Raw genomic sequence first — 23987 nt, forward strand, 5'->3', positions numbered from 1 at the left:
TTTTTCGCGCCATGGAAATGTCAAGGCCCGTGATTCCAGACTGTTGGGCAGGGAGTTTCTGCTGGCAGGGCCATTGCATTTGTCTAGGGGCGGAAACAATTCATGGGTTCTCAAGCCGCATATGTCCACGGTCAGCAGGCCGAATCGCCACGCGGGCGGCTGCTCCTGGTGGATGACGAGGAGAACATCCTCAAGTCCATCCGCCGGGTGCTGCGCCGCGGCGACTGGGACATCGAGACGGCGACGGATGCCGAGCAGGGCCTGCGGGCGGTGGAGGCCTTCCACCCCGAGGTGGTCATCTCCGATTTCCGCATGCCGGGGATGAATGGCGTCGATTTCCTTACCCGGGTGAAGCAGCAGGAGCCGCGGGCCCAGCGCATCATGCTGACGGGCCAGGCGGACCAGCAGGCCATCGAAGAGGCCATCAACCGGTCGGAAATCTTCCGCTTCATCTCCAAGCCCTGGAACGACAGCCACCTGGTGTTGACGGTGAAGAGCGCCTTCGAGCAGTACGCGCTCCAGGCGGAGAACGAGCGGCTCTACACGGTGACGCAGGCGCAGAACGCGGAGCTGAAGCTGCTCAACGCGGACCTGGAGGAGCGCGTCGCCCAGCGCACGCGCATGCTGAGCCAGGCCAAGCGCGAGTGGGAGCTGTCCTTCGACTGCATGGAGACGCCGCTGTGCGTGGTGCGCGCGCGGGACTTCGCGGTGCGGCGGGCGAACCTGGCGTACGCGGACGTCGCGGGGCGCTCCATCGAGGAGATTCCCTCCGACACCACGTGCTACCGCTACCTCTTCGGCCGCAACGAGCCGTGCACGGGCTGCCCGCTGCCGGCGGCGGTGGAGAGCGGCAAGGGCGCGCGCGGTGAGGTCCGCCAGGGCGGGCGCACCTTCGTGGTGGCCGCCTACCCCATGGCGGGGGATGAGCGCGTCGTCTGCACCTACCGGGACGTCACCGAGGAGCAGTCGATGACGCGGCGGCTCATCGAGACGGAGAAGATGGCCGCGGTGGGCCAGCTCGCCGGCGGGGTGGCGCACGAAATCAACAACCCGCTGGGCGGCATCCTCGCCTTCGCGCAGTTGATGTCGCGCGACGCGGGCCGCAGCGAGGCGGACCTGGAGTCGCTGGGCCTCATCGAGGAGAGCGCGCTGCGCTGCAAGCGCATCGTGGAGAGCCTCCTCAAGTTCAGCCGCCACAGCCGCGTGGAGGACCGGCGGCCCTTCGACTTGTCCAAGTGCGTGGAGGACGCGGCGGTGCTGTTCCGCGCGCAGCTCAAGTCCATGCCCACGGTGGAGCTGGCGCTGGGGCTCGCGGAGGGCCTGCCCAAGGTGTACGGCGACCCCGGTCAGCTCGCGCAGGTGGTGCTCAACCTGCTGCAGAACGGTCTCCAGTCGCTGCCCACGCGTGAGGGCAAGCTGAAGCTGGTGACGGGTCGCGAAGGCGACCGCTGCTTCTTCGCGGTGACGGACACCGGCACGGGTATCGAGGAGAAGTACCTGCCTCGCATCTTCGAGCCGTCGTTCACCACCAAGGCCCCGGGTGAAGGCACCGGCCTGGGGCTCTCCATTGCCTACCGCATCGTCCAGGACCACGGGGGCAGCTTCCACGTGGATACCCAGGTCGGTGAAGGCTCCTGCTTCACCGTTTTTCTGCCCATCCCCCTGCAGCTCGAGAGGTTGCCGTGAACCAAGTCAAGCGCGCCAAAGTCCTCGTCGTGGATGACGACTCCGTCGTCCTCAAGGCCGTGACGCAGATTCTCCAGCGCGAGGGCCACCCGGTGGTGGCCATTGACGACGCGGTGGAGGGCCTGGCGGCCGCGAAGGATCCGACCATCGACGTGGTCGTCCTCGACATCAAGATGCCCAACCTGTCCGGCATGGACCTGCTGCGCGGCATCAAGGCCGACCGCCCGGACGTGGAGGTCATCATGATGACGGCCTTCGCCACCGTGGAGACGGCGGTGGAGGCGGTGAAGGCGGGGGCGTACGACTACCTCACCAAGCCCTTCGAGAACATCGACGAGGTCAGCCTCACGGTGGCCAAGGCGGCCGAGCGCAAGGCGCTCAAGGACCGCACCCGCGCGCTGGAGGAGGCCCTCACGGCCCGCAGCCAGTTCGAGGACCTCATCGGCCAGTCCACGCAGATGCGCTCCGTCTTCAAGCTGGTGGAGACGGTGAGCCACTCCACCGCCACGGTGCTCATCCAGGGGGAGAGCGGCACCGGCAAGGAGCTGGTGGCCCGCGCCATCCACTACCGCAGCGCGCGCAAGGACAAGCCCTTCGTGGCGGTCAACTGTTCGGCGCTGACGGAGACGCTGCTGGAGAGCGAGCTCTTCGGTCACGTGAAGGGCAGCTTCACCGGCGCCACCGGCAACAAGAAGGGCCTCTTCGAGGCGGCCGACGGCGGCACCATCTTCCTGGACGAAATTGGCGACGTGCCCCCGGCCACCCAGGTCCGCCTGCTGCGCGTGCTCCAGGAGGGTGAAGTCAAGCGCGTGGGCGCCAACGAGCCGGTGAAGGTGGACGTGCGCGTCATCGCCGCCACCCACGTGGACCTGTCCCGCGCCAAGGAGCAGGGCAAGTTCCGCGAGGACCTCTTCTACCGCCTCAACGTCATCACCATCGACCTGCCGCCCCTGCGCGACCGGCCCGAGGACGTGCCCCTGCTGGCGCACCACTTCCTCAAGCTCTACGCCTCCAAGGCGGACAAGAAGGTGACGGGCATCTCCCCGCGCGCCATGGAAGCCCTCACCTGCAACCGGTGGACGGGCAACGTGCGCGAGCTGGAGAACGTCATCGAGCGCGCGGTGGTGCTGACGAGCAACGAGGTCATCGACGTGGAGGACCTGCCGCCGGGCTTCCAGTCCGCGCCGCAGCCGGACTCCACCGTGGAGGTGTTCAGCCTGGCACACCTGCCGTACGCCCAGGCCAAGCGCCTGGCGATGCGTGCCTTCGAGCGCCGCTACCTGTCCGCCCTGCTGGAGAAGAACAACCAGAACGTCTCCAGCGCCGCGCGCGCGGCGGGCGTGGACCGCTCCAGCTTCCGTCGTCTGCTCAAGCAGTACGAGGTGGCCGGCCGGTCCATGAAGCCCCGCGTGATCTCCCAGGACGACGGCGAGGCGCTGGAAGCCGCGTCCTGACGGATGTCGGCCGGCGGGCACCCGGGCATTTCCCATGCGCGCCCGGGGCCCTCCTGGACTACAAGGCGGGGTTGCGTGCAGACCCTGGCAATCGTCGCGAAGAGGGACAAGCCCGAGGCGGTGGCGCTCGCGGCTCAAATCCGTGAGCGGTACCCCCACCTGTCGGTGCTGGCGGACCGCACGCTGGCCCATGAGCTGGGCTGGCCGCGGGTGGATGACCGGGAGCTGGTGACCCGGGCGGACCTGATGGTGGTGCTGGGCGGTGACGGCACGCTCATCTACGCGGCGCGCCTGCTCGGCGGCCGCGGGGTTCCGATTCTGGGCGTCAACCTGGGCAGCCTGGGCTTCATGACGGAAGTCCCGGTGGAAGAGCTGTACCCCATGCTGGAGCAGGTGCTCGCGGGGCGCTTCCAGGTGGACTCCCGGATGAAGCTCACCTGCCGCCTGCTGCGCGGGGGCAGGGTGCTCATCGAGGACGAGGTCCTCAACGACGTGGTCATCAACAAGGGCGCGCTGGCGCGCATCGCCGACCACGAGACGGCCATCGACGGGGTGCCCATCACCACCTACAAGTCGGACGGCGTCATCCTGGCCACGCCCACCGGCTCCACGGCGTACTCGCTGTCGGCGGGTGGGCCCATCGTCCACCCGTCGGTGGACTGCACGGTGCTGTCGCCCATCTGTTCGCACGCACTCACGCAGCGCTCCATCGTCGTGCCGGCGGACCGGACCATCCGGGTGACGCTGCGCAGTGAGACGGCGGACACGTACCTGACCATCGACGGGCAGACGGGCCACGGGCTCCAGGGCGGGGACTGCATCGAGGTGGTGCGCTCACCCAACCGGGTGAACCTGGTGCGCAACCCGAAGGTGGCCTACTTCTCCATCCTCAGGCAGAAGCTCCACTGGGGCGAGCGCTGAAAGGCGCCGCGCGCCGTGTTCCTCTTCCTGTCGAAGGTGCTGGACCTGCTGCTGGCGCCGCTCTCCTGGGCGCTGCTGCTGTGGCTGGTGGCCTGGGGGCTGCGGCGGCGACGTGAGCGGCTGTCGCGGGTGCTGAGTGTGCTGGGCGGGGCGGTGCTGTACGCCTTCTCCATCGAGCCGGTGGCCATGGGGCTGATGCGGGCGACGGAGGCGGGGGCGGTGCGGTCCTTCCAGCCGGGGGCAACGTATGACGCCGTCATCGTCCTGGGCGGCGGGTTGGATCCGGCCGCCACGGAGCGCACCGGCGTGCCGGAGTACAACGCGGCGGCGGAGCGGGTGCTGCGGGGCTTCGAGCTGCTGCGCGAGGGCCGGGCTCGGCAGGTGCTCGTCTCCGGCGGTTCGCTGGACCCGAGGCCCGAGGCGGTGGTGGAGGCGGACGTGCTGCTCCGGCAGCTCCAGCGGTGGGGGATTCCGCGGGAGCGCATCGTCACGGAAGGGCGCAGCCGAAATACACGGGAGAACGCGGTGGAGTCCGCGCGCATCATCCAGGAGCGAGGGTGGAAGTCCCTGCTGCTGGTGACGAGCGCCGCGCACATGCCGCGCGCCGCGGGTTGCTTCGCGGCGGTGGGGCTGCGTCCGGACCTGTTGCCGGTGGACTCGCGGGCGTCCAACACGCCGCTGCGGCGCATGAGCTGGCTGCCGAGGTCGGGGGCCCTCAACCTGAGCACCGACGCCCTGCGCGAGCTGGCGGGGCGTGTGGTGTACCGCGTGCGAGGCTGGACGGCGCCTTGAGCGCCGCGCCCCGTCCTACTTCAGCGGCGCGGGCGGCTGACGCGCGTCGGGAGCCAGGGCGCCCGTGCCGAGCCGGGAGATACGGCCATCCGCCTGGGCATGCGGCGACGGCGTGCCGGTGCGGAACGCCTCCGCCAGCACGTCCAGGGGCGAGTTACCCGTCACCCTGGCCGGCGTGGACGGCTGGTTCCGCAGCATGTCGTAGCCGTCCTTGCCGCTGGCGAGGAAGCTCAGCGTCGCCAGCCGGTACGTGGCGGCCTTGTCCAACGGCCTGCCGCCGACCTTCACGCCCAGCACCCGCTGTCCGGCGGGCCGGTCCGAATCGAAGGTGAACTCCAGCCCGGACACCTGCGGAAAGCGGCCCGGCCGTGAGTCCTCGCGGCTGAGGCTGACGCCGTTCTCCAGCGCCGCGCGCAGCGTGTCCCCCTTCACCTCCAGCACCACCAGCTCATCCGCGTACGGCAGGATGGCGTGCAAATCCCGCCGGGTGACTCCGCCCGCGGGCAGCACCGCGTCCGCGCGCAGCGCCCCGGCGTTGACCAGCGCCACGTCCGCACTGGCCGCCGCGCGGAACGCATCCGCGACGAACGAGCCCAGGTTCGTCTCCTGGGTGCGCACCAGCGCGGCCCGCGCTTCCAGGGGCACGGGGGAGCGGCCCACGTGCTCGGACAACTGGCTGAACAGCGCGGCATAGGGCTGCATGGCCGCGTTGAAGGCCGCGTCCTCCGGCACCTGCCGCGTCACCGGCAGCGTCTGCCACGTCACATTGCGCACCGTGGCCGTCGCCGCGTCCACGTCCAGCGTGAGCCGGCCCAGGTCCACCGCGTCCGCCGCCACCTTGAAGATGGGCGTGCCCGTGCTGCGGTCCTCCAGCGCCTCGTGGTCATGCCCCCCGAGCACCGCGTCCACCTTGACGCAGCGGGTGAGTGCCCGGTCCTGGTCCGCGGTCAGGTGGGTGAGGGCCACCACCACCTGGGCGCCGGCCTCGCGCAGCTTCGCCACCTCGCTCCGGGCCGCCTCGCAGACGTCCCCGAAGAGCGTGTCCTTGCTGGCCTTCGTGGTGGCCTTCGTCTCCTGGAGCACCACGCCGAAGAGGCCCAGCTTGATGCCGCCCAACTCCCGCACCGCGGAGGCCTGGACTCCCGCGAAGAGGCCCCCGGACTTCGCGTCCTGCACGTTGGCCCCGAGCCACGTGAAGCGGGACTCGCGGATGCGCTCACGCAGGACATCGTCGCCGAAGTCGAACTCGTGGTTGCCCAGCACCGCGTAGTCCAGGCCGAACGCATTCCACGCGTCCACCATGTGCCGGCCCTTGAGCGCCTTGCCGTCCACCTCCACCAGCGACTCCACGGACGGAGACAGCGTGTCGCCCCCCATCAGCGTCAGGACGTGGGGGCTCTCGCGAAGCACCTGCTTGCGCAGCGTGGCGGCGCGGGCCATGCCCCCCCTTCCTTCCTCGACGGCCTGGACCTGGTAGACGTCCGCCAGGTGAAGGAGCGTCAGGCGCACCGTGCCGGAAGGCAGTGCGGGCGTGGGGGAGGGGGCGCTCGTGGCGCATCCGCTGGCAAGGACCGCGGCCAACGCGAGCAGGGCCTCACGTCGAGCCAGCGCTGTCTTCTTCGTCATCGTACGTCGCTCTCCCCAACGCGCTCCCTGGGTGGGGCGCAACGTGTGGGGCGTATCGCACTCATGCGTCGATGGCGAGCACCGGCAACTTCGCGCGCGTGTCACACAGGGGGGCAGGTGTGCCGGTGGATACGTTTGACGCGCTGAGTTGTGGTGGAAAATTACAGATTCCGTGCAGAGCCGTTTGCGCGGGATTTGCGCCGGTTGCTAGGACGCTCCCTGACCAAGGGAGGTTGTCATCCATGAGGCACAGCAACAGGTGGAGTGCGCTCCTGCTGGCGGGTGTGATTGCCGGCTGTGGGGAGTCCGCGCTCGAAGCGCCGCGAGGTTCCGCGGAAGAGACGGCGGTCATCAGCCAGCAGCTCAGCTCGTCCACGCGGCCGGGCATGGGCGCCACCGTCTATGCGGGTGGCACCACGTTCCGCGTCTGGGCGCCGATGGCGAGCCGGGTGTTCGTCTCCGGCGATTTCAACGGCTGGGGCACCTGGATTGAGCTGGGCAACGAGTTCAACGGCAACTTCTCCGGCGATGTGGCGGGCGCGGTGAAGGGCCAGAAGTACAAGTTCATCACCCGCAACCAGTGGGGCAGCGACGCGTGGCGGGCGGACCCCCGCTCGGCATGGCAGGAGAACTCCACCGGCTCCAGCATCATCTACGACCACGGCGAGTATTGGTGGAACGCGCAGCAGTACAGCAGCCCTGGCTTCAACGAGATGATCATCTACGAGATGCACGTCGGCACGTTCCACGACTCGCCCGGCTTCGGCCCTGGCAACTGGAGCAGCGCGATTGCCAGGCTCGACCACATCCGGGACCTGGGCGCGAACATGATCAAGGTCATGCCCGCGTACGAGTTCGCCGGTGACTTCTCCTGGGGCTACAACGCCGCCTTTCCATTCGCGCCGGAGAGCGCCTACGGGCACCCCAACGACATGAAGCGCTTCGTGGACGAGGCGCACATGCGTGGCATCGGCGTCATCTTCGACGTGGTGCACAACCACTACGGCCCCAGCGACCTGCCCATGTGGTGCTTCAGCGGCGACTGCCTGGGCTCGGGCGGCGAGTACTTCTACAACGACTGGCGCAAGAGCACGCCGTGGGGCGACACCCGCCCGGACTACGGCCGCCCCGAGGTCCGCGCGTACATTCGCGACTCGATGATGAACCTCACCCATTCCTTCCGGGGTGACGGTCTGCGCTGGGACGCCACCAAGTACATGCGCACGCAGAATGGCAGCGACACCACCGCCATCCCCGACGCGTGGCGCGTGTTCCGCTCCATCAACCGCGAAATCAACGCCACGCAGCCGTGGAAGATCAGCATCGCCGAGGACTTCGGCGGTGGTGACTCCATCACCAACGACGCCACGTCCGACACCTCGGGCGGCGCGGGCTTCGACTCGCAGTGGGGCGGCGACTTCGTGCACGCCATCCGCGCGGCGGTCATCGCGTCGAACGACAGCGGCCGTGACATGAACGCGGTGCGCAACGCCATCACCCAGCGCTACAGCGGGCGGCACACCGCGCGCGTCATCTACTCGGAGAGCCACGACGAGGTGGCCAACGGCAAGGCGCGCGTCCCGGAGGAGATCTGGCCGGGCAACGCGGGCAGCTGGGCCGCCAAGAAGCGCTCCACGCTGGCGGCGGGCATCGTCTTCACCTCACCTGGCATCCCGATGATTTTCCAGGGCCAGGAGTTCCTCGAGGACGGCTACTTCCAGGACACGGACCCCGTGGACTGGGGCAAGAACAGCACCTACAGCGGCATCCGGACGCTGTACCGCGACCTCATCCGTCTGCGCCGCAACTGGTTCAACAACACGCGCGGCCTGCGCGGCGGCAACGTCAACGTCCACCACGTCAACAACAGCGGCAAGGTGATTGCGTACCACCGTTGGGAGAACGGCGGGCCTGGGGATGACGTCGTCATCGTCGCCAACTTCAGCGGCACGTACTTCCCCAGCTACAACATCGGCTTCCCGCGCGGGGGCATGTGGTACGCGCGCTTCAACAGCGACTGGAACGGGTACTCGGGCGACTTCGGCAACACGGCGTCGATTGACACCGTGGCCTACAGTGGCGCGAAGGATGGCCTGTCGCACAACGCGTCGTTCGCCATCGGCCCCTACTCGCTGGTCATCTTCTCGCAGTAGCGCCTGACGGCACCGGGCGCCCGGGGTGGAATCTCCCGGGCGCTCGTTCGCGCCTCAGACGTTGTAGCGCCGGCCCTGCGCGAGCGGCTCGATGACGCTAACGCTGGTATCGAAGTCATCCGGGTAGTGGATGAGCCGCATCCGGGCGCGCAGCTCGGCGGGCAGCGCCGCCAGCTTCTCGTAGGGCGTGTGCACGCCGTAGTTCGTCTCGTGGATGATGAGGTCCGCCTTGGAGAGCCAGTCGATGAGGCCCTCGTCGAAGGCGGTGTCCGCGCTGTACCCCAGGCAGCGGCCCCCCGCGTGGATGCGCAGCGCGGTGGTGGGCACGTGGTGGTACGTCATCCGGCTCTCGATGAGAAAGGGGCCGTGCCGCACGGCGGTCTCCGTGGAGAGCGGCGTGTGGTCGAAGTAGTCCTCGAAGTGCTTGTCGTTGGGGGGCTCCCCGCGCTGCTCGATGAGGCACTCCATGCCCGCGGCCAGGTTGCCTTCCCACAGCCGGTTCGCGACGGCGGGGTGGGCCAGCACCTCCAGCTTCCGCTGCAGCACGAAGAAGGAGAAGTAGCCCAGGCTCTCCAGACCCGAAGCGTGGTCCGCGTGCAGGTGGGTGAGGGCCACGGCGCTGACGCGGTCCGCGTCCAGGGGCACGCCGGAGGACTCGGACGCCTCGCGCATCATCTTCCGGATGGGGTGCGGGCAGTCCACCAGCAGCACCTGGTCCTCCGCCTCCACGGCGAAACAGGACGAATAGCGCAGGGCGGAGAAGGCGTCGCCGATGCCAAGGGTGATGAAGGACAGGCTCAAGGCAGGCTCCGGGGGGAAGGGTCGAGTCGCTCCCGAAGTTTCGCCGCGACGGCCGGTGGACAGAAGGCGGAAACGTCCTCGCCGCGCGCCACGCGCGCCTTGAGTCCGCTGCTGCTCACCTCGGCCAGGTGGGCTTCGGCTGGGAGGAAGAGGGTGGACAGCTCGGGCGCCAGCGCGCGGTTGTTCTGCGCCAGCGTCGTTTCGAACTGGGCATCCGTGGCACCGCGCACGCCGCGCAGCAGGACGCTGGCGCCAATGTCCCGCGCGAAGTCGACGATGAGCCCCTGCGTGCGGGCCACGGTGACGTTGGGGTGGTGTGCCACGGCTTCGCGCAGGAGGTCCACGCGCTCGTCGGCGGACAGCAGGCTCTCCTTGTCCGGGTTGACGGCAACCACCACGACGACGTGGCCGAAGAGGCGGGCCGCCTGCCGGACGACGGACATGTGGCCGGCGGTGACGGGGTCGAAGCTGCCGGCGTAGACGGCGATGGTCATCACGACACCTCGGGAGCGGCCTCGGAGGCCAGGCTCCGGGGCGGGTGGAAGGTGAGGGCGGCGTACAGCGTGCCCGCCGCGCACAGGAGCGCGGCCAGCGTGAAGTGGCCGGCATAGCCAAGGGCCTGGGCGCTGAAGCCACTCAGCGCGGCGGCGGCGCCCGTGGCCAGCACCACCAGGGACGCCTGCACGGTGTAGTCCGTGGCGGCGTGGTCCGGCCGGCAGGCGTCCATCATCGCGGTGAAGACGGCCGCGGTGGCCATGCCGCTGGCCACGTACTCGACGCCGCAGACGAGGGTGAGCAGGGGCAGGGACGTGGGGCCTCGAGCCGCCAGTGCGTAGAGCAGCACCGCGCCGGCCTGGATGCCTCCGAAGACGAGCAGCGCCCGTCGCCGTCCGAGCCGCACCACCAGACCGCCTCCCAGCAGCGCCCCCACGAGCCCCGCGGTGAAGCCCACGCCGCCCAACAGCCAACCGATGGCCGTCAGCGACAGGCCCTCGTCGACCAGGAAGGTGCGAAGCATCCCGGTGGCCAGGGCTTCGCCCGCCTTGTAGACGACGAGCAGCGTGAGCCACGCGCCGGCCCCCGGACGCTTCAGCCACCATCGCAGGCCCAGGCTCTGCGCGGGTGGGGGCGCGGTGGGGGGCTCACGGAAGAGGGCAACGGGCACGGTGGCCAGGAGCAGCAGTGTGCCCAACGCGAGGAACGTGGGGCGCCAGCCCACCGCGTCGAAGACAGCGAGCATCACGCCTCCGCCCAGAATCATCCCGACGCGGTAGGCCGCCACCTGGATGCCGTTGCCCCAGCCGCGCTCGGCCGGCGCGAGCAGGTCCACCGCCAGCCCGTCGGTGGCCACGTCCTGTGTGGCGGCCAGGAGGTTGATGCCCAGCACCGCGGCCATCAGCAGCCGCATGTCCAGGCCGCCTTCGGGGAGGGCGAGCGCGAGAAGGAGCCCCGATGACAGGCACTGCAGCGGCAGGATGTAGCCGCGCCGCCGGCCCCACCTCGCCGAACCGTGCCGGTCCATGGGCGGGGCCCAGAGGAACTTGAGCGCCCAAGGCAGCGCCAGCAGGTGCGCCAGTCCGATGGAAGGCAACGACAGGCCCTGATGGCGCAGCAGTACGGGCAGGGCCTGGGTGAAGAAACCGAAGGGAAGCCCCTGTGACAGGTAGAGGCTGGAGAGGAGCCCCAGCTTCGTGGCCGTCCTCATGCGTCCTCCTTCGCGCCGGCCGGGTCCAGCAGCCCCGCGGCCATGCGCTTCACCGTGCTGGCGGCGGAGCCCGCGGGGACCAGCCCCGGGACGCTGGCGGCGAGCACGAAGTAGCCCTGCACGGCGGCGAACAGCCCGGCCGCCAGCGCGGGCGCCTTGCGCCGTCCCACCACGGCGGCGACGAGCGACGTCAGGTGCTCCAGGTCGGCGCGCACCACCTGCTCGTAGATGGCTCGCACCTCGGGCTGCCGGATGGCCTCCGCGCTGATGGTGACCCAACTCGCGACGGCCGCCGGGGCTGCGTCGCCGCCCGTGGCGAGGAAGGCCTCCACGAAGGCATCCACGCGGGCGCGGGCGTCGGGGCCCTTCACCCGTTCCAGCCGCGTCGCCACCCGCTGCCGCGCCTGCGCCGCGAGCTGCTCCACCAGCGTGAGGAGAATCTCCTGCTTGCCGCTGAAGTGGTAGTGCACCAGCCCCGGGCTCAACCCCGCCGCCTTCGCGATTTCGCTCACGGAAGCGCGCTCGTAACCGCGCTCCGACATGACCTTCAGCAGGCCCGCGACAATCTGCTGACGGCGCTCCTCGGTGTTGGATGGACGGGGCATGGAGGCGTGTTTATTGGTTGTTTGACCAACTTATAAACAGGGCAGGCAAGGGCGTCAATCCCACCTGCCCCTGGGGGCGAGGGCCCGAATGTGGATGGAGCTCAGGGCGCTGCTAGCGTGGAGCGCATGACACGAACCGCCCGCCGCTGCCGCGCGATGAGGCTGCCTGGCGTCATGGTGGGGCTCTGCCTGGGCGTGCAGGGGGCGGCGCTCACGCTCGTTCCCGGCAAGGACGTGCCCGCGGACTGCTTCAGCGCGGCGGGGCGCCCCGTGAAGTTCATCCTCGATGAATGAGGTGTGGCCATGAAGCTGCTTCGCTTCGCGCTCCTGGGGCTCGTCGTGGCCCTGGCATTCTCCGCTGGGGTCTGGTTCAGCAGCGGTTCCGTTACGCCACAGGGGCCGTCCGGCGAGGCCGCCGTTCAGGCTTCCGCGCCTGCAGCACAGCCCACACCTCGCCCGTCGGAGTCTCCGAAGCGGGAGGCGACTGCGCCGAAGGCGGCCCGTGAAGCTGCGGTGCTTCGCAGGCTCCCGGAGCCGGCCTCGCCTGCTTCGGCCGAGCCCGGTACCGGGCAGGACACGGCGCCCGAAGAACAGCCCCTCGCCTTCGCGCCCGAACTGCCGGAGCCCTTCACGCCCGAGGGCTTCGAGCGCGTGGCCTTCCGTGCCGCCAACGAGTGCGGCATGGGGCTCGACGTGGTGGCGGTGGACTGCTCCGAATTTCCCTGCATCGCCTGGACGCAGGCGAAAGACGACACCGTGAAGCACTTCTCCATGTCGGGGTGCGGCCCCTGGGAAGAGGCCTTCCAGCACCGGACGATGGTCGTCGCGAGCGGGAAGTCCGAAGAAGGCGGCCCCAGTGCCCGGTACCTGGCGTGGATGCCGCTGCCCGTGGACCCCGAGCTCAACCGCATCGCCATCCGGCGCGCCCGGGAGCGCACCGATGGCATGAAGGAAGCCCTGGGGCTGCGGTAGTCCCCGCGCCGCCTCAGGCTGGAACGGCGTCCGCGTGGACGGGGACCTCTCGCGCGGAGACGAGCGCCTCGATGCCCGCGGCCACCATCGCCGGCACCTCCAGCGCCGGGAAGTGGCTGGTGGCGGGGAGCTTCAGCACGTGAAAGCCCGGATGCTCCACGCCGAAGTCCACCTGCACCGCCAGGTAGTCGTGTGACTCCGGCCGCGCGTACAGGTGCATCGTGAGCGGCATGGGGTCCAGCGCCGCGAGCGCTCGCAGCGGAGAGCCCTCGCGGGCGTAGGCCGCTTCAATCTCCCGCCCGGCCCGGGCCCACATGGCTTCGTCGAACGCGCCCATGTCGTCGCGCACGAAGCGGCGGATGGCGTCGTCGTCGAGCCCCTCCATCCAGCCCTGGAGCAGGCTGTCTCGCACCTTGCTCCAGCGCTCCGTCTGGAGTCCGCGCACGGCGCGGAGGAAGGCCGGGGTGGGCTCGGTGGCAATCCAGTCCAGCAGCACCATCCGCGGCACACGCGCAGGGCCCAATGCCCGCCGCAGGTCGAGCGCCCACCAGCCCGCGTGGGACATGGCCACGGGGACGATGTGCCGCGCACCGCTGGCCTCCACGACCGCGAGCAGGTCCTCCAGCACCGTGGTGCTGTCGAAGTCGGTGCCTCCACCTTCGGACTCGCCGTGCCCCCGGATGTCCACGGACAGGACTCGGCGGAAGGCGGAGCAGCGGGGTATCAGCTTCTGGAAGCTCGCTCGGGTGGTGCACCACCCTGGGATGAAGAGAAGCGCGGGCTCGCCCTGACCCGCGTCGTCGTAGCGGATGCGGGCGCCGCCGCGAGTGTGTACTTCCGGCATGTCGTCCCCTCCGTGGAAGCGTTGGTTGGTTCTCGCTGGAGGGTGCGCAGGCCCGGCCCGCATGTCAGCAGGCAACACGGCAGGGGCCGTTCCGGCCGGGCGGAGGGTCGCTGCCTCAACTAATTCGTGTTTCGCCCAGTATCCCGCCCCTGATTTCCCGGGATGCCCCCTGCGGGAGACGTTCACAGGCGACTGAAGGTTGCTCGCCGCACATCCCGTGGGCGTGCCGTCGTCCGAGCGCGGCGTCGCGCTCCGGTGGGAGAGGCCGGAGCGCTTCGCGGTCAGCACGCGCCAATCAGAAGGTCAGCAGCGTCGTCACGCGCTCGCGCCCGAGGCGGTTGGGGCCTTCGAGGAAGTCCAGGCTGAGGAGGAAGCTGAAGCCCACCAGCTCGCCGCCGAGCCGGGACACGAGCCTCGCGGTGGCCTCCGCCGTGCCTCCCGTGGCCAGCACATCATCCACGACGAGCACCCGCTCCCCCTGGAGGATGGCGTCCTCGTGCATCTCCACGCCGTCGGAGCCGTACTCCAGCGAGTAGCGCTCCACCACCGAGCGGTGAGGCAGCTTCCCAGGCTTGCGCGCCGGCACGAAGCCCGCGTTGAGCGCCAGCGCGATGGGGGCGCCCAGCAGGAAGCCTCGGGCCTCCACGCCCACCACCTTCGTGACGTGCTGGCCCCGGAAGGGCGCCGACATGGCGTTGATGACGCGGCCGAACAGGCGCGGGTCCGCCAGCACGGGGGTGATGTCCTTGAAGACGATGCCGGGCTTGGGGAAGTCCGGCACGTCCCGGAGCCGGGCATTCAGGTCGGCGACGAGGGTGGTGTCGGTCAGGCTCGGGACGGGCGGGTTCATGGCGTGCGCTCCAGCGGGAGGATGAGAAACGGTGGGGCGGGGAAGGGGAGGACCGGGGGACGGGAGGCTCGGACGGCTGCCTGCTCTGTCGCCATGGAGACGGCCCCCTGCCCGCGGGGGGCATTCGTCAGGCGGAATGGCCTCACGGGGGCGTCCCGCCTCTGGGGAGAGGGGCGGCGCGTCGGCTCGGCGTGCCGGATGCCTTCCATAGAAGCAGGCGGGTATCGGAGGCGCGAAAGCGGACGGTCCGGGCCATGGCGGGGGTTGATGCTCTCACAGCTTGATGCCAGCGGTGGATTCTGCTGGCGGACGCATTGATTTTTCCCGCGACCGGGAGCCTCGTTGCTGTGGTAGTTCAACGGGTTCCCTGGCGATTTGGAGCCTGGGGCCTGTGCCAGCCGTGCAATCCACCGCCGATATCCGAGAGATCCTCCCGCCTCAGGACACCCAGTGGCTCCGTGCCCTGAAGGCCGAAGTTCAACCCACGACCTTCAAGCAGGGGCGAGAGGTGGCGGAGTCGCGCCGCGTCTTCGGCCTCAATCGCGAAGGGGACCGCATCAGCGCCCAGGTCGCCGGTTCGTCCGGTGAGCGGTATCAGACGGCCCTGCATCTGGGGAATGGCCGAGCCACGTCGACCTGTACCTGCCCGTCGTGGAACGTCGAAGGCCCCCACTGCAAGCACGTGGTGGCCGCGGCGCTCATCTACGCCGCGCGCTTCCGTCCGCCCGGCCCGCCCGCGCCTCGCCCGGCCGAGCCCGTCGCCGCCGCTCCCGAGCCGAAGGAAGCCGTCGTCGATGACGAGCCCCATGTGGAGCCGGTGCCGTCGAGCGGCGACCCGGTCAGCCTCCCGGCCCTGGCCAAGGTGGAGAGCTGGCTCGGTCTGTCTTCTCAGCCCGACTACGAGTTCTTCTACCGCCTCACGGCCGCCAGCACGGGGAACGGCAGCACCCGGCAGTGGATCATCGACGTGCGCCGGCAGGATGCGCAGACGAAGGGGCCCATCCACGTCAAGCGGCTGCTGCAGACGGGGGGCCGCATCTCGCCCGCGGACGAGCGCGTCTTCATGCAGCTGTCTCGCCACGAGCACCGCTATGACTCGCGCCTGGTCCTGTCCGACGAGGAGCTGAGCGAGGCGCTGGAGCTCTTGCGCCACCGCCGCGTCATCTACCGTGGCACGGCGCTCATCAACACCGAGGTGCCGGTGCGGCCCCAGATTCATCTGGAGTCCCGCCCTGACGGCGCCACCGCGCGCATCGAGCTGCTCTTCCCGGACAACGCGAGCTACGCACTCAAGGACGTCATCCTCCTGTCGGGCCGGCGCACCTGGGTCATCCAGGGCCAGAACCTGCACCCGGTGGAGCCGGACTTCCCGCCGCGGCTGCTGCGCAAATGGCTGCTCGAGCCCAGCATGTCCTTCCCCACGGGGCAGTTGGACCGGGTGCTGACGTTCTTCGCCGCGCATCTGCCGCGCTTCCGCATGGCGCTGAAGGCGGACGACATCGACGTGGACGAGGCCGTGGAGCCTCGCTTCATGCTCACGCTGGAGGGAAACCCCGAGCGCGTGAAGGTGCAACTGGCCGCCAAGTACGGCCAGACGACGGTGCCGGTGTCCCCCACTGCCACGCACCTGGGCTACGCCAGCGGCGTGGGCGGGGACAGCCGCAAGCTGTACCGGCGTCGCGAGGAACTGGAGCGCGGCGCGGGGAAGCTGCTGCTGGACCTGGGCCTGCGCTTCGAGCCGCAGGCACAGGTCTTCGACGCCACGGCCGACACCGCGCTTGAGTTCTGGGCCCGGGGCCTGGCCTCGCTCCCCGAGGACTGGGAGCGCTTTGGCGTGCAGGCCCCCAAGGTGCGCCTGCGCCCCAAGCTCAAGCCGCGCATCCGCGTGGGCATGAGCGGCGTGCAGTGGTTCGACCTGGATGCGGAGTTCGTCACCGACGACCAGGCCGTGGACCTGGGCGCGGTGCGCATGTGGCTGGACTCCGGCCGCCGCTTCGTCCCCCTGAAGGACGGTACCTTCGCGGAGGCGGACCCCGTCGAAATCAAGCGCGTGGCGGACCTGCTCGAGGAAGCCGGCGCGCTGCCGGGCCGCTCGCGCACGCGGCTGCCGCTGCACCAGGCCGTCGCGTTGGACCTGCTGGCGGACCTGGGGGAGTTCACCGAGGTGGAGGCCAAGGCGCGGCAGGCCATGATGGAGCTGCGCGAGTCGGCGGGCGTGCCGAAGGTGGGCGTCCCCGAGGGACTCCAGGCCACGCTGCGCCACTACCAGGAGGCGGGCCTGTCCTGGCTCTGGTTCCTGCGCCGCCACGGCCTGTCCGGCATCCTCGCGGACGACATGGGTCTGGGTAAGACCATCCAGTCGCTCAGCCTGATGCAGAAGGTGGCCAACGACGAGGGGCGCAAGCCGTCGCTCGTGGTGGCGCCCACCAGCGTGTTGGCCAACTGGGAGCGCGAGGCCGAGCGCTTCACGCCGGGCCTCAAGACGATGGTGTGGCACGGTCAGGACCGCAAGGAGCGGGCAGAGGACCTGAAGGGCATGGACCTGGTCCTCACGTCCTACGCGCTGGTCCGCCGTGATTTGGACCAGCTGTCCCAGGTGGGCTTCCGCTACGTCATTCTGGACGAGGCGCAGAACATCAAGAACGCGGGCAGCGCCACCGCGCAGGCGTGCAAGGCGCTCCCCAGCGAGACGCGTCTGGCGCTCACCGGTACGCCGCTGGAGAACCGCCTGTCGGAGCTCTGGAGCATCTTCGACTTCCTGATGCCGGGTTTCCTCGGCAGCTCGGATGGCTTCGGGGACCGCTACGAGCAGCCCATCCAGGTGGCCAACGACAGCACCGCGAAGGACCGGCTGCGCCGCCGCATCCAGCCCTTCATCCTGCGTCGCCTGAAGACGGAGGTGGCCAAGGACCTGCCGCCGAAGACGGAGAGCGTCGCCTGGTGCGAGATGGAGCCCGGTCAGGCCGCGCTCTATCGCGAGGTGCTGGAGGAGAGCCGCCGCAAGGTGCACGAGAGCATCGAGAAGGTGGGCTTCAAGCGCAGCCGCGTGTCGATTCTGGCCGCGCTGATGCGCCTGCGTCAGGTGTGCTGCGATCCGCGCCTGCTCAAGATGCCGCCCGGCACCCTGATGCCGCCCAGCGCGAAGGTGGAGCGTTTCCTCCAACTGGTGGAGGACCTGGTGGCGGAAGGCCACCGCGCGCTCGTCTTCAGCCAGTTCACGGAGATGCTGGAGCTGCTGAAGCAGGAGGCGGACAAGAAGGGCCTGCGCTACCTCTACCTGGACGGTCGCACCAAGGACCGCATGGGCAAGGTGGACGAGTACAACAACCCGGACGGTCCGCCGCTCTTCTTCATCTCCCTCAAGGCGGGCGGCACCGGCTTGAACCTCACCGCGGCCGACTACGTCATCCACTTCGACCCGTGGTGGAACCCCGCCGTGGAGGACCAGGCCACGGACCGTACGCACCGCATCGGGCAGACGCGCGCCGTCATCAGCTACAAGCTGATTACCCGCGGCACCGTGGAGGAGAAGATCCTCGCCCTCCAGCGCCGCAAGCGGGAGCTGGCCGCTGGCGTGCTCGGCGGCGACGGTGACGAGCTGGGCCGGACGCTCACGGAGCAGGACATCCAGGAGCTCTTCACGGAAATCTAAGGACTTGCGAGGTTGGGGCCCCAACGAGGCCCCTTCCCCTCCCGCCCGCCATCCGTGCGCTCAACCCGAACGCCTGTGCAGTGTCAGTCGGACCTGCTAGGGTGTTCAGGTACCAGAGCCGTCGTACGGACATTGGAGGGCGCGCGTGCTGCTGGGTCTGCGGATTTCGAACGTAGCGGTGATCGAGGAGGTGGAGGTGGCGTTCGGAGCCGGCCTCACCGTCCTCACGGGTGAGACAGGTGCGGGCAAGTCCATCCTCGTGGATGCACTGGGCCTTTTGCTCGGGGGGCGCGCCGACGCGGATGTCATTCGCGCCGGTTGTGAGGAGGCGTCCGTGGAGGGCGTCTTCGCGCGGACTCCCGCGTTGGAGACCCGGCTGGAGGAGCTGGGCTTGCCGGACCTGGGGGAAGAGGTGCTGGTGCGCCGGGTGCTGGGACGCACTGGGCGCGGCAAGGCCTACGTCAACGGCTCGCTGGTGACAGTGGGCGTGCTGGGCAAGCTCACGCGTGGGGCGGTGGACATCGCCGGCCAGCACGAGCACGTCAGCCTCTTTGATTCGGGCCTGCACCGGGTGCTGTTGGACAGGTACGGCAACCTGGAGGAGGTGCTCGCGGCCTTCTTCCGGGAGTACACCGGCCTGCGCGAGGTGGACGCGCGCATGGAGGCGCTGGGCGGAGACGAGGCGAAGGTGCGCGAGCGCGCCGAGTTCCTGCGCTTCCAGCTCGATGAAATCACGCGCCTGGACCCGGAGGCCGGCGAGGACGCGCGGCTGGACGCGGAGCGCAAGCGGCTGGGCGGCGCGGAGAAGCTCAAGCGCCACGCCTCGGAAGCGGAGCTGCTGGTGTCCGGCGAGGAGCATTCCGCCGTGGAGACGGTGGGCCGCGCGCTGGGGCTGGTGCACGAATCGGTGAAGTGTGACGCCACGCTGGCACCGGTGGCGCAGGCGCTGAGCACCGCGCTGTCGGAGCTGGAGGAGGCGCAGCGGCGGCTCAACCGGTACGTGGAGGGGCTGGAGTCGGACCCTTCGCGGCTGGCGGACGTGGAGGAGCGGCTGGACGCGCTCAAGCGTCTGTGCCGCAAGCACGGCACGCACCTGGATGGCCTGCTGAAGAAGCGGGGCGAAATCGAGGTGGAGCTGGGCACGCTGGAGAACCGGAAGGAAATCCTGGAAGAGCTGGCCGCCGACCGCCGCAAGGTGGAGGAGCGGGCCCGGAAGGCCGCCGCGGCACTGACACGGGCGCGTGCGGCCAGTGCGGTGACGTTCGCCGCGCAGGTGCGCGAGGGCCTGGGGCAGCTGGCCATGGGCAAGGCGGCCTTCGAGGTGCGGGTGACACCATCGGAGACGCTGCGCCCGGACGGCATGGATGACGTGGAGTTCTTCTTCAGCGCGAACCCTGGCGAGCCGCCGCGAGCGCTGGCGAAGGTGGCCTCTGGCGGTGAGGCGAGCCGGCTGCTGCTGGCACTCAAGAAGGCCCTGGCTGAGAGTGACGGGGGCGGGTGCTACATCCTGGACGAAGCGGACGCGGGCGTCAGCGGTGCCATCGCGGACGTGGTGGGGCGGATGATCAAGGACGTGAGCAGTCACCGTCAGGTGCTCTGCATCACCCACCTGCCGCAGGTGGCCGCCTATGCGGATGCCCACCTGCTCATCCGCAAGGGCCTCAAGGGCGAGCGCACTGTCTCGGAGGTGGTGGTGCTGGAGGCAGGGGCAGAGCGGACCCGGGAGCTTGCGCGGATGATGTCGGGTGTCGAGGTGACGCGTGAGGCCCTGGGAGCGGCGGAGGCCCTGGTGCGTTCTGCCAACAGGGCGCTGGGGACCCGGGCCCGCAGGGAGTCTGGACCGGAGGGGGCCCCCCGGGGTCGGCTCCGACGCACCGCGTGAAGTGCGCCAGTTTTTATCCGCGTCCTTGCCCCGTCCTTGGGCCTCACATAGCATCCCGGGTGTGTCCAGCACCGCAGGGCAGACCGCGGCCTCCCGCTTGAAGATAATTTCCGCCGGCCTGACGGATGTCGGGCGCAAACGTAATCACAACGAGGACAGCTTCCTCATTGATGATGAGCTCCAGCTCTACGTCGTGGCCGACGGAATGGGCGGCCATGCCGGTGGGGGCACTGCGTCCCGCATCGCGGTGGAGACCATCGACAAAGAGATGCGCCGGGCGCGGGAAGGCAAGGACAACCCCTTCCTTTCCGTCCCGAATCTCCAGGACTCTCCGATTCCGGAGTCGCTGCGCACCGCCGTGGAGCGGGCCTGTCTGGCCATCTTCACGGCCGCGCAGGAAGATGCGCGGCTGTCCGGCATGGGCACCACCGTCATCTCCCTGGTGGTGCGCGACGAGCACGCCTTCTTCGCCCATGTGGGTGACAGCCGCGCGTACCTCATCCGCGGCGACCTCATCCAGCAGATCTCCGAGGACCACTCGCTGGTCAACGAGCAGATCAAGGCGGGGATGATTACCCCGGAAGAGGCGAAGCACTCCCGCTACAAGAACATCATCACCCGCTCCGTCGGCTTCGAGGAGGAGGTGCAGGTGGACGTCATGGGGCTGGTGTCAGAGCCCGGCGACGTCTTTCTCCTCTGTTCGGACGGCCTCGCGAACATGATGGAGGACCGGGAGATCCACGAAACCGTGGTGAATGCGCGGACCTTTGAAGAGGTCCCCAAGCGTCTCATCGACTTCGCAAACGAACGTGGCGGTGACGATAACATCACCGTCATCGTCGTGCGAGTGGAAGCCTGACACACCCAGAGTCTGCACGTGGCCTGCAGACCTCCCTGCGGGTCTGTTGACCTTGACACTCTTCGAATGTGAGTGGTAGCTGCCCCAACGTTTCCAGCCGAGTCGAAATGCCGGTGGGCGACGAAGCGGGAGGGGTAGGCGGCGGGGGGAGGTGTTGCGCGAGAGCAAGCGACTTAGCTTGCTGCGCCAGTAGTCCCACGCAAGCAGGGGAGCTGTCCCGTGGCGAAAAAGTCCTTCACACTGATGGTGATTCCGGACCATGACGCTCCGGTCAAGCGGTACACCATCCAGCGGTCCTTTCTCACCCAGGTGGGGATGGGACTGATGCTCGTGGTGGGACTGGGCGTGGGTGCGAGCGTGCACTACTTCCAGGTGGCCGCGGACGCCTCCGAGAACCGCATCCTTCGCGAAGAGAACCTGACGCTGCGCTCGCAGCTCAAGTCGGTGCGTGAGCGCATCGAGCACATCGGCTCCACGTTGGACCGGGTGGAGCGCTTCGACCAGAAGCTGCGCGCGGTGACGCTGCTGTCCGATCCTCAGCGCAACCTGGCCATGGGCCCGACGGAGCCCGAGGCGGGCACGTCCGCGCCTGCCACGGACACGCAATTCACGCAGCTGACCTCCACGGAGACGCCCAAGGCGCTGATGGGCCGGTTGGACCGGCTGAGCGCGGAGGCCACCCGCCAGGAGCAGAGCCTCCAGGAACTGCAGGCCTACTTCCAGGACCAGAAGTCGCTGCTGGCCTCCACTCCGTCCATCTGGCCCGCGCGCGGCTGGGTGACGAGCGATTTCGGCTCGCGCCTGGACCCGTACACCGCGGACCGCGTCATGCACGGCGGCATGGACATCGCGGCGCCGCACGGCAAGGAAGTCTTCGCGCCGTCGGACGGCACGGTGGTGTTCGCGGGCCTGGAGGGCGGCTACGGCAACGTGCTCGTCATCGATCATGGCTACGGCATCAAGACGCGCTACGGCCACCTGTCGAAGATGCTGGTGAAGGCCGGCGACAAGGTGAAGCGCGGCATGCACATCGCCGCCGTCGGCAACACCGGCCGCTCCACGGGCCCGCACCTCCACTACGAGGTCCGCGTCAACGGCATCGGGCAGAACCCCCGCAAGTTCATCCTCGAGGAGTAGCCGGCGCGGAGGGATGACGTCTCGGTGGTTCGTCGAGGCGCCTCGCTGCGGACGGAAGGCGTGTGCTCCCGTGGAAGCTCGAAGGGCTCCGGGAGCGGTTGGTGGATGAGGCCTCGGTTTTGAGGCCCCTTTCTCCGGACGGAAGGAACACTCCCCCGTGAGCACCCTTGAGGCTCCGGGAGCGCGTGCATTGGCCGCCCCCCGGCGAGGACGGCCAGAATGGCCTGGCGCTCAGGTGCGCTCTCAGAGCGTCGCGGGGCCAGGAATGGAGCCATCCAGCCGGATGCGCCTGCGCTGAAGCCCCTGCGCGCGGCTGGTGCGCTCCATGACGTGGGTGCGCTCCAGCTCCGCCCACAGCAGCGGCCCCAGCACCTGCCAGTGGGAGGGCGCGTCCACCGTCAACTCCAGCAGGCTCACCGTCCATGAGGGCACGTCCGCGTCGGGCGTTCCCGGGGGCAGCACCGAGCGCACGCCCTGCGTCAACCGTTCGCGCGTCGGCGCGGCGAGGTGCTCCTCCACCGTGAGCTGCGACGTCGGCACGAGCAGGGCGGCGAAAGCGTCCGCGTGGATGCGCACCACCTTCGCGCCGGGGTACTGAGCGGAGAGGGACTCCACGGTGGCGCGCAGCACCGCGTCCCCGGTGGGGAAGCCGAAGCGGGCGTTGACGTTGATCATCCCCTGCACGTCCGCGATGACGGCGCCCACGCGCCACCCGTCATGATGGCCGTGGGTGGACAAGTCGTACTCCTCCTTGAGGAGGTTGCCCTGGGTGAGCGCCGGCACCTGGAGCGCGCCCGTTTTCGCGTCTGGCTGGCCACGCCGGGCCTGCTCCGCCTGGACGAGCACCTCCACGGCGGCCTGCACCGGGGCCTGGGGGCTGCGGGTGAGCACCCAGGGATGGAGGGCGATGAGGGCGGTGGCCGTGGCGTCGTCGAGTGGGTAGGGCATTGCGCTCCTTGTGTAGCGCGTCCATCGCCAGGGCGCAGGGGCTCACTTCATCTTGTGCGCGGTGACGGTGACCTCATCCCGGTCATGGTAGAGCTGGCGGACGGTGAGCCCCTCCCAGCCGCCCTCCTGGACGAGCGTGTGGCGCACCCGCAGCAGAATGGGGTTCTTGTCCTTCATGGGCAGCTTGATGTTGGCCACCAGGTGCTGCGCCCAACCGCGGCGGCCCCATTTGGCCAGCAGCTGCGCCACTTCCAGGGGGCGCCACGCCATGTCGCAGAAGAGCCAGTCCGCCGGCTCGTCGGGCGCATAGGCGAAGGCGCTCTCCTGGACGTGCTTCACGCGCGGATTCCCCGTCAGCTCCGGCATCAGCCGGGCCGGGTCCACCGCCACCACCTTCGCGCCGCGGCTCACCAGCCGCTGCGTCCAGCCGCCCGGCGCCGCGCCCAGATCCACGCACACATCGCCGCGTCCAGGCTCGAAGGCCAGTCCGTCCAGGGCCTCCTCCAACTTCATGGCCGCGCGCGACGGCGCGTCTCCCGCCCGCCGCATGCGCCTGCGTCCGCCCGCCGCCAGGGAGACGGCCTCGCGCGCGTGCACCGCGCCCACCACCGTCACCTCATCCGGCGCCACACACAGGGACACCAACAGCGCCCCCGCCTCGCGTGCCCGCTGGGCGTCCTCGATGCGGCGCTCTGCCGGCAGCCTAGCGGACACGGCGGATTCCAGGGCTTCCGCCACAGGGGCCAGGGCGTTGCCACGCGGGGTGTCGGGCGTGAAGGACTGCACCGCCCAGGGCGCCCGCCCGGGAAGCGCCAGCACGGCCCGGGCCGCCGCGTCGGCGATGGCTTCGGGGTTCGTGGCTGTCAGGGTGGCCGCCACCTGATAGCCTGCGCGGGCGAAGGCGGGCGGAGGGCCGGAGACGGCGTCACTCTCCACCAGGGCTTCGGCCAGCAGACGGGGCTCGGCGCCGGCCCATTCCAGCTCCTCGAAGAGGTGGGCCTCGAAACCCGCGCGGCAGGTCCACAGCCAGCGCCCGGGCCGGGCGGCCAGCGTCCGGGCGGGCATGGCGGGGACCTTGGCCCGGGGAGGGACCCTGGGGG

20 protein-coding genes are annotated in these 23987 nt (G+C 69.6%); 11 read left to right on the plus strand and 9 right to left on the minus strand.

Annotated features, from left to right (window positions below; genetic code table 11):
- Positions 1-102: 102 nt before the first annotated feature.
- From FMP39_RS16025 to FMP39_RS16040, 4 genes are all read left to right on the plus strand, one after another.
- Entirely contained in the window at positions 103-1686 is a 1584-nt protein-coding gene (locus tag FMP39_RS16025; protein WP_141591012.1) for an ATP-binding protein, read from the plus strand.
- Positions 1683-3140 carry a sigma-54 dependent transcriptional regulator gene (locus FMP39_RS16030; RefSeq protein ID WP_141591014.1) on the plus strand — a complete coding sequence of 486 codons (1458 nt, stop codon included), beginning with the start codon at positions 1683-1685 and terminating at the stop codon, positions 3138-3140. The genes FMP39_RS16025 and FMP39_RS16030 overlap by 4 nt, the downstream gene beginning before the upstream one ends.
- 75 nt (positions 3141-3215) lie before the next feature.
- The gene (locus FMP39_RS16035) at positions 3216-4061 is read left to right on the plus strand and encodes an NAD(+)/NADH kinase (RefSeq protein ID WP_141591016.1); all 846 of its coding nucleotides are present in this window, start codon (positions 3216-3218) and stop codon (positions 4059-4061) included.
- 15 nt (positions 4062-4076) lie between these two features.
- On the plus strand, positions 4077-4853 hold the full coding sequence (locus FMP39_RS16040) for a YdcF family protein (protein ID WP_141591018.1): 777 nt from the start codon (positions 4077-4079) through the stop codon (positions 4851-4853).
- Positions 4854-4868: 15 nt separating this feature from the next.
- On the opposite strand, the gene FMP39_RS16045 is transcribed toward FMP39_RS16040, so the two are convergent.
- Entirely contained in the window at positions 4869-6479 is a 1611-nt protein-coding gene (locus tag FMP39_RS16045) for a bifunctional UDP-sugar hydrolase/5'-nucleotidase (protein ID WP_141591020.1), read from the minus strand.
- 242 nt (positions 6480-6721) lie between these two features.
- Here FMP39_RS16045 and FMP39_RS16050 point away from each other — a divergent pair, with 242 nt between their 5' ends.
- Positions 6722-8632 (plus strand): alpha-amylase family glycosyl hydrolase, encoded by a 1911-nt coding sequence (locus tag FMP39_RS16050; protein ID WP_141591022.1) that lies wholly within the window; start codon positions 6722-6724, stop codon positions 8630-8632.
- A 54-nt stretch (positions 8633-8686) separates the two neighbouring features.
- Here the strand turns inward: FMP39_RS16050 and FMP39_RS16055 are convergent, their stop codons facing one another.
- Genes FMP39_RS16055 through FMP39_RS16070 form a run of 4 tightly spaced genes read right to left on the minus strand, consistent with a single transcriptional unit; the run spans position 8687 to position 11743 of the window.
- Complete coding sequence (locus tag FMP39_RS16055; RefSeq protein WP_141591024.1) at positions 8687-9433, minus strand: MBL fold metallo-hydrolase; 747 nt, start codon at positions 9431-9433, stop codon at positions 8687-8689.
- Positions 9430-9927 (minus strand): pantetheine-phosphate adenylyltransferase, encoded by a 498-nt coding sequence (gene coaD, locus FMP39_RS16060; RefSeq protein ID WP_141591027.1) that lies wholly within the window; start codon positions 9925-9927, stop codon positions 9430-9432. The genes FMP39_RS16055 and coaD overlap by 4 nt, the downstream gene beginning before the upstream one ends.
- Positions 9927-11138, minus strand: coding sequence for an MFS transporter (locus tag FMP39_RS16065; RefSeq protein WP_141591029.1), 1212 nt, complete (start codon positions 11136-11138; stop codon positions 9927-9929). The genes coaD and FMP39_RS16065 overlap by 1 nt, the downstream gene beginning before the upstream one ends.
- Complete coding sequence (locus tag FMP39_RS16070) at positions 11135-11743, minus strand: TetR family transcriptional regulator (RefSeq protein ID WP_141591031.1); 609 nt, start codon at positions 11741-11743, stop codon at positions 11135-11137. Before FMP39_RS16070 ends, FMP39_RS16065 begins: the two co-directional genes overlap by 4 nt.
- 126 nt (positions 11744-11869) lie before the next feature.
- Between FMP39_RS16070 and FMP39_RS16075 the strand changes: the two genes are divergently transcribed.
- Together FMP39_RS16075 and FMP39_RS16080 are read left to right on the plus strand one after the other, a co-directional pair.
- Positions 11870-12037 (plus strand): hypothetical protein, encoded by a 168-nt coding sequence (locus FMP39_RS16075; RefSeq protein ID WP_153904237.1) that lies wholly within the window; start codon positions 11870-11872, stop codon positions 12035-12037.
- 9 nt (positions 12038-12046) lie between these two features.
- On the plus strand, positions 12047-12715 hold the full coding sequence (locus FMP39_RS16080; protein WP_228558031.1) for a hypothetical protein: 669 nt from the start codon (positions 12047-12049) through the stop codon (positions 12713-12715).
- A gap of 13 nt (positions 12716-12728) precedes the next feature.
- Here FMP39_RS16080 and FMP39_RS16085 read toward each other — a convergent pair whose 3' ends face one another.
- On the minus strand, positions 12729-13559 hold the full coding sequence (locus tag FMP39_RS16085; RefSeq protein ID WP_141591033.1) for an alpha/beta fold hydrolase: 831 nt from the start codon (positions 13557-13559) through the stop codon (positions 12729-12731).
- 295 nt (positions 13560-13854) lie between these two features.
- Complete coding sequence (locus tag FMP39_RS16090; protein WP_090490006.1) at positions 13855-14409, minus strand: adenine phosphoribosyltransferase; 555 nt, start codon at positions 14407-14409, stop codon at positions 13855-13857.
- Positions 14410-14809: 400 nt separating this feature from the next.
- Between FMP39_RS16090 and FMP39_RS16095 the strand changes: the two genes are divergently transcribed.
- From FMP39_RS16095 to FMP39_RS38560, 4 genes are all read left to right on the plus strand, one after another.
- Positions 14810-18061 (plus strand): DEAD/DEAH box helicase, encoded by a 3252-nt coding sequence (locus FMP39_RS16095; RefSeq protein WP_141591045.1) that lies wholly within the window; start codon positions 14810-14812, stop codon positions 18059-18061.
- A gap of 145 nt (positions 18062-18206) precedes the next feature.
- Positions 18207-19943 (plus strand): DNA repair protein RecN, encoded by a 1737-nt coding sequence (recN, locus tag FMP39_RS16100; protein ID WP_141591035.1) that lies wholly within the window; start codon positions 18207-18209, stop codon positions 19941-19943.
- Positions 19944-20004: 61 nt separating this feature from the next.
- Entirely contained in the window at positions 20005-20802 is a 798-nt protein-coding gene (locus FMP39_RS16105) for a Stp1/IreP family PP2C-type Ser/Thr phosphatase (protein WP_141591037.1), read from the plus strand.
- A gap of 219 nt (positions 20803-21021) precedes the next feature.
- A complete protein-coding gene (locus tag FMP39_RS38560) occupies positions 21022-21939 on the plus strand; it encodes a M23 family metallopeptidase (RefSeq protein WP_011555313.1) in 918 nt (305 codons plus the stop codon).
- Between the two features lie 243 nt (positions 21940-22182).
- On the opposite strand, the gene FMP39_RS16115 is transcribed toward FMP39_RS38560, so the two are convergent.
- Positions 22183-22887, minus strand: a complete 705-nt coding sequence (locus tag FMP39_RS16115) for a diguanylate cyclase (RefSeq protein ID WP_141591039.1) — start codon at positions 22885-22887, stop codon at positions 22183-22185.
- A 42-nt stretch (positions 22888-22929) separates the two neighbouring features.
- Positions 22930-23987: 23S rRNA (cytidine(2498)-2'-O)-methyltransferase RlmM (rlmM, locus tag FMP39_RS16120; protein WP_228558032.1), on the minus strand; the 1058-nt coding region annotated here is incomplete at its 5' end.

Origin of the sequence: Myxococcus sp. AB056, assembly GCF_006547365.1 — a bacterium.
GTDB lineage: Bacteria > Myxococcota > Myxococcia > Myxococcales > Myxococcaceae > Myxococcus > Myxococcus virescens.

Coding starts and splice junctions, on each gene's coding strand:
- FMP39_RS16025 (WP_141591012.1), top strand. CDS start 103: ATGGGTTCTCAAGCCGCATATGTCCACGGTCAGCAGGCCGAATCGCCA.
- FMP39_RS16045 (WP_141591020.1), bottom strand. CDS start 6,479: ATGACGAAGAAGACAGCGCTGGCTCGACGTGAGGCCCTGCTCGCGTTG.
- FMP39_RS16050 (WP_141591022.1), top strand. CDS start 6,722: ATGAGGCACAGCAACAGGTGGAGTGCGCTCCTGCTGGCGGGTGTGATT.
- coaD (WP_141591027.1), bottom strand. CDS start 9,927: ATGACCATCGCCGTCTACGCCGGCAGCTTCGACCCCGTCACCGCCGGC.
- FMP39_RS16065 (WP_141591029.1), bottom strand. CDS start 11,138: ATGAGGACGGCCACGAAGCTGGGGCTCCTCTCCAGCCTCTACCTGTCA.
- FMP39_RS16070 (WP_141591031.1), bottom strand. CDS start 11,743: ATGCCCCGTCCATCCAACACCGAGGAGCGCCGTCAGCAGATTGTCGCG.
- FMP39_RS16075 (WP_153904237.1), top strand. CDS start 11,870: ATGACACGAACCGCCCGCCGCTGCCGCGCGATGAGGCTGCCTGGCGTC.
- FMP39_RS16080 (WP_228558031.1), top strand. CDS start 12,047: ATGAAGCTGCTTCGCTTCGCGCTCCTGGGGCTCGTCGTGGCCCTGGCA.
- FMP39_RS16085 (WP_141591033.1), bottom strand. CDS start 13,559: ATGCCGGAAGTACACACTCGCGGCGGCGCCCGCATCCGCTACGACGAC.
- FMP39_RS16090 (WP_090490006.1), bottom strand. CDS start 14,409: ATGAACCCGCCCGTCCCGAGCCTGACCGACACCACCCTCGTCGCCGAC.
- FMP39_RS16115 (WP_141591039.1), bottom strand. CDS start 22,887: ATGCCCTACCCACTCGACGACGCCACGGCCACCGCCCTCATCGCCCTC.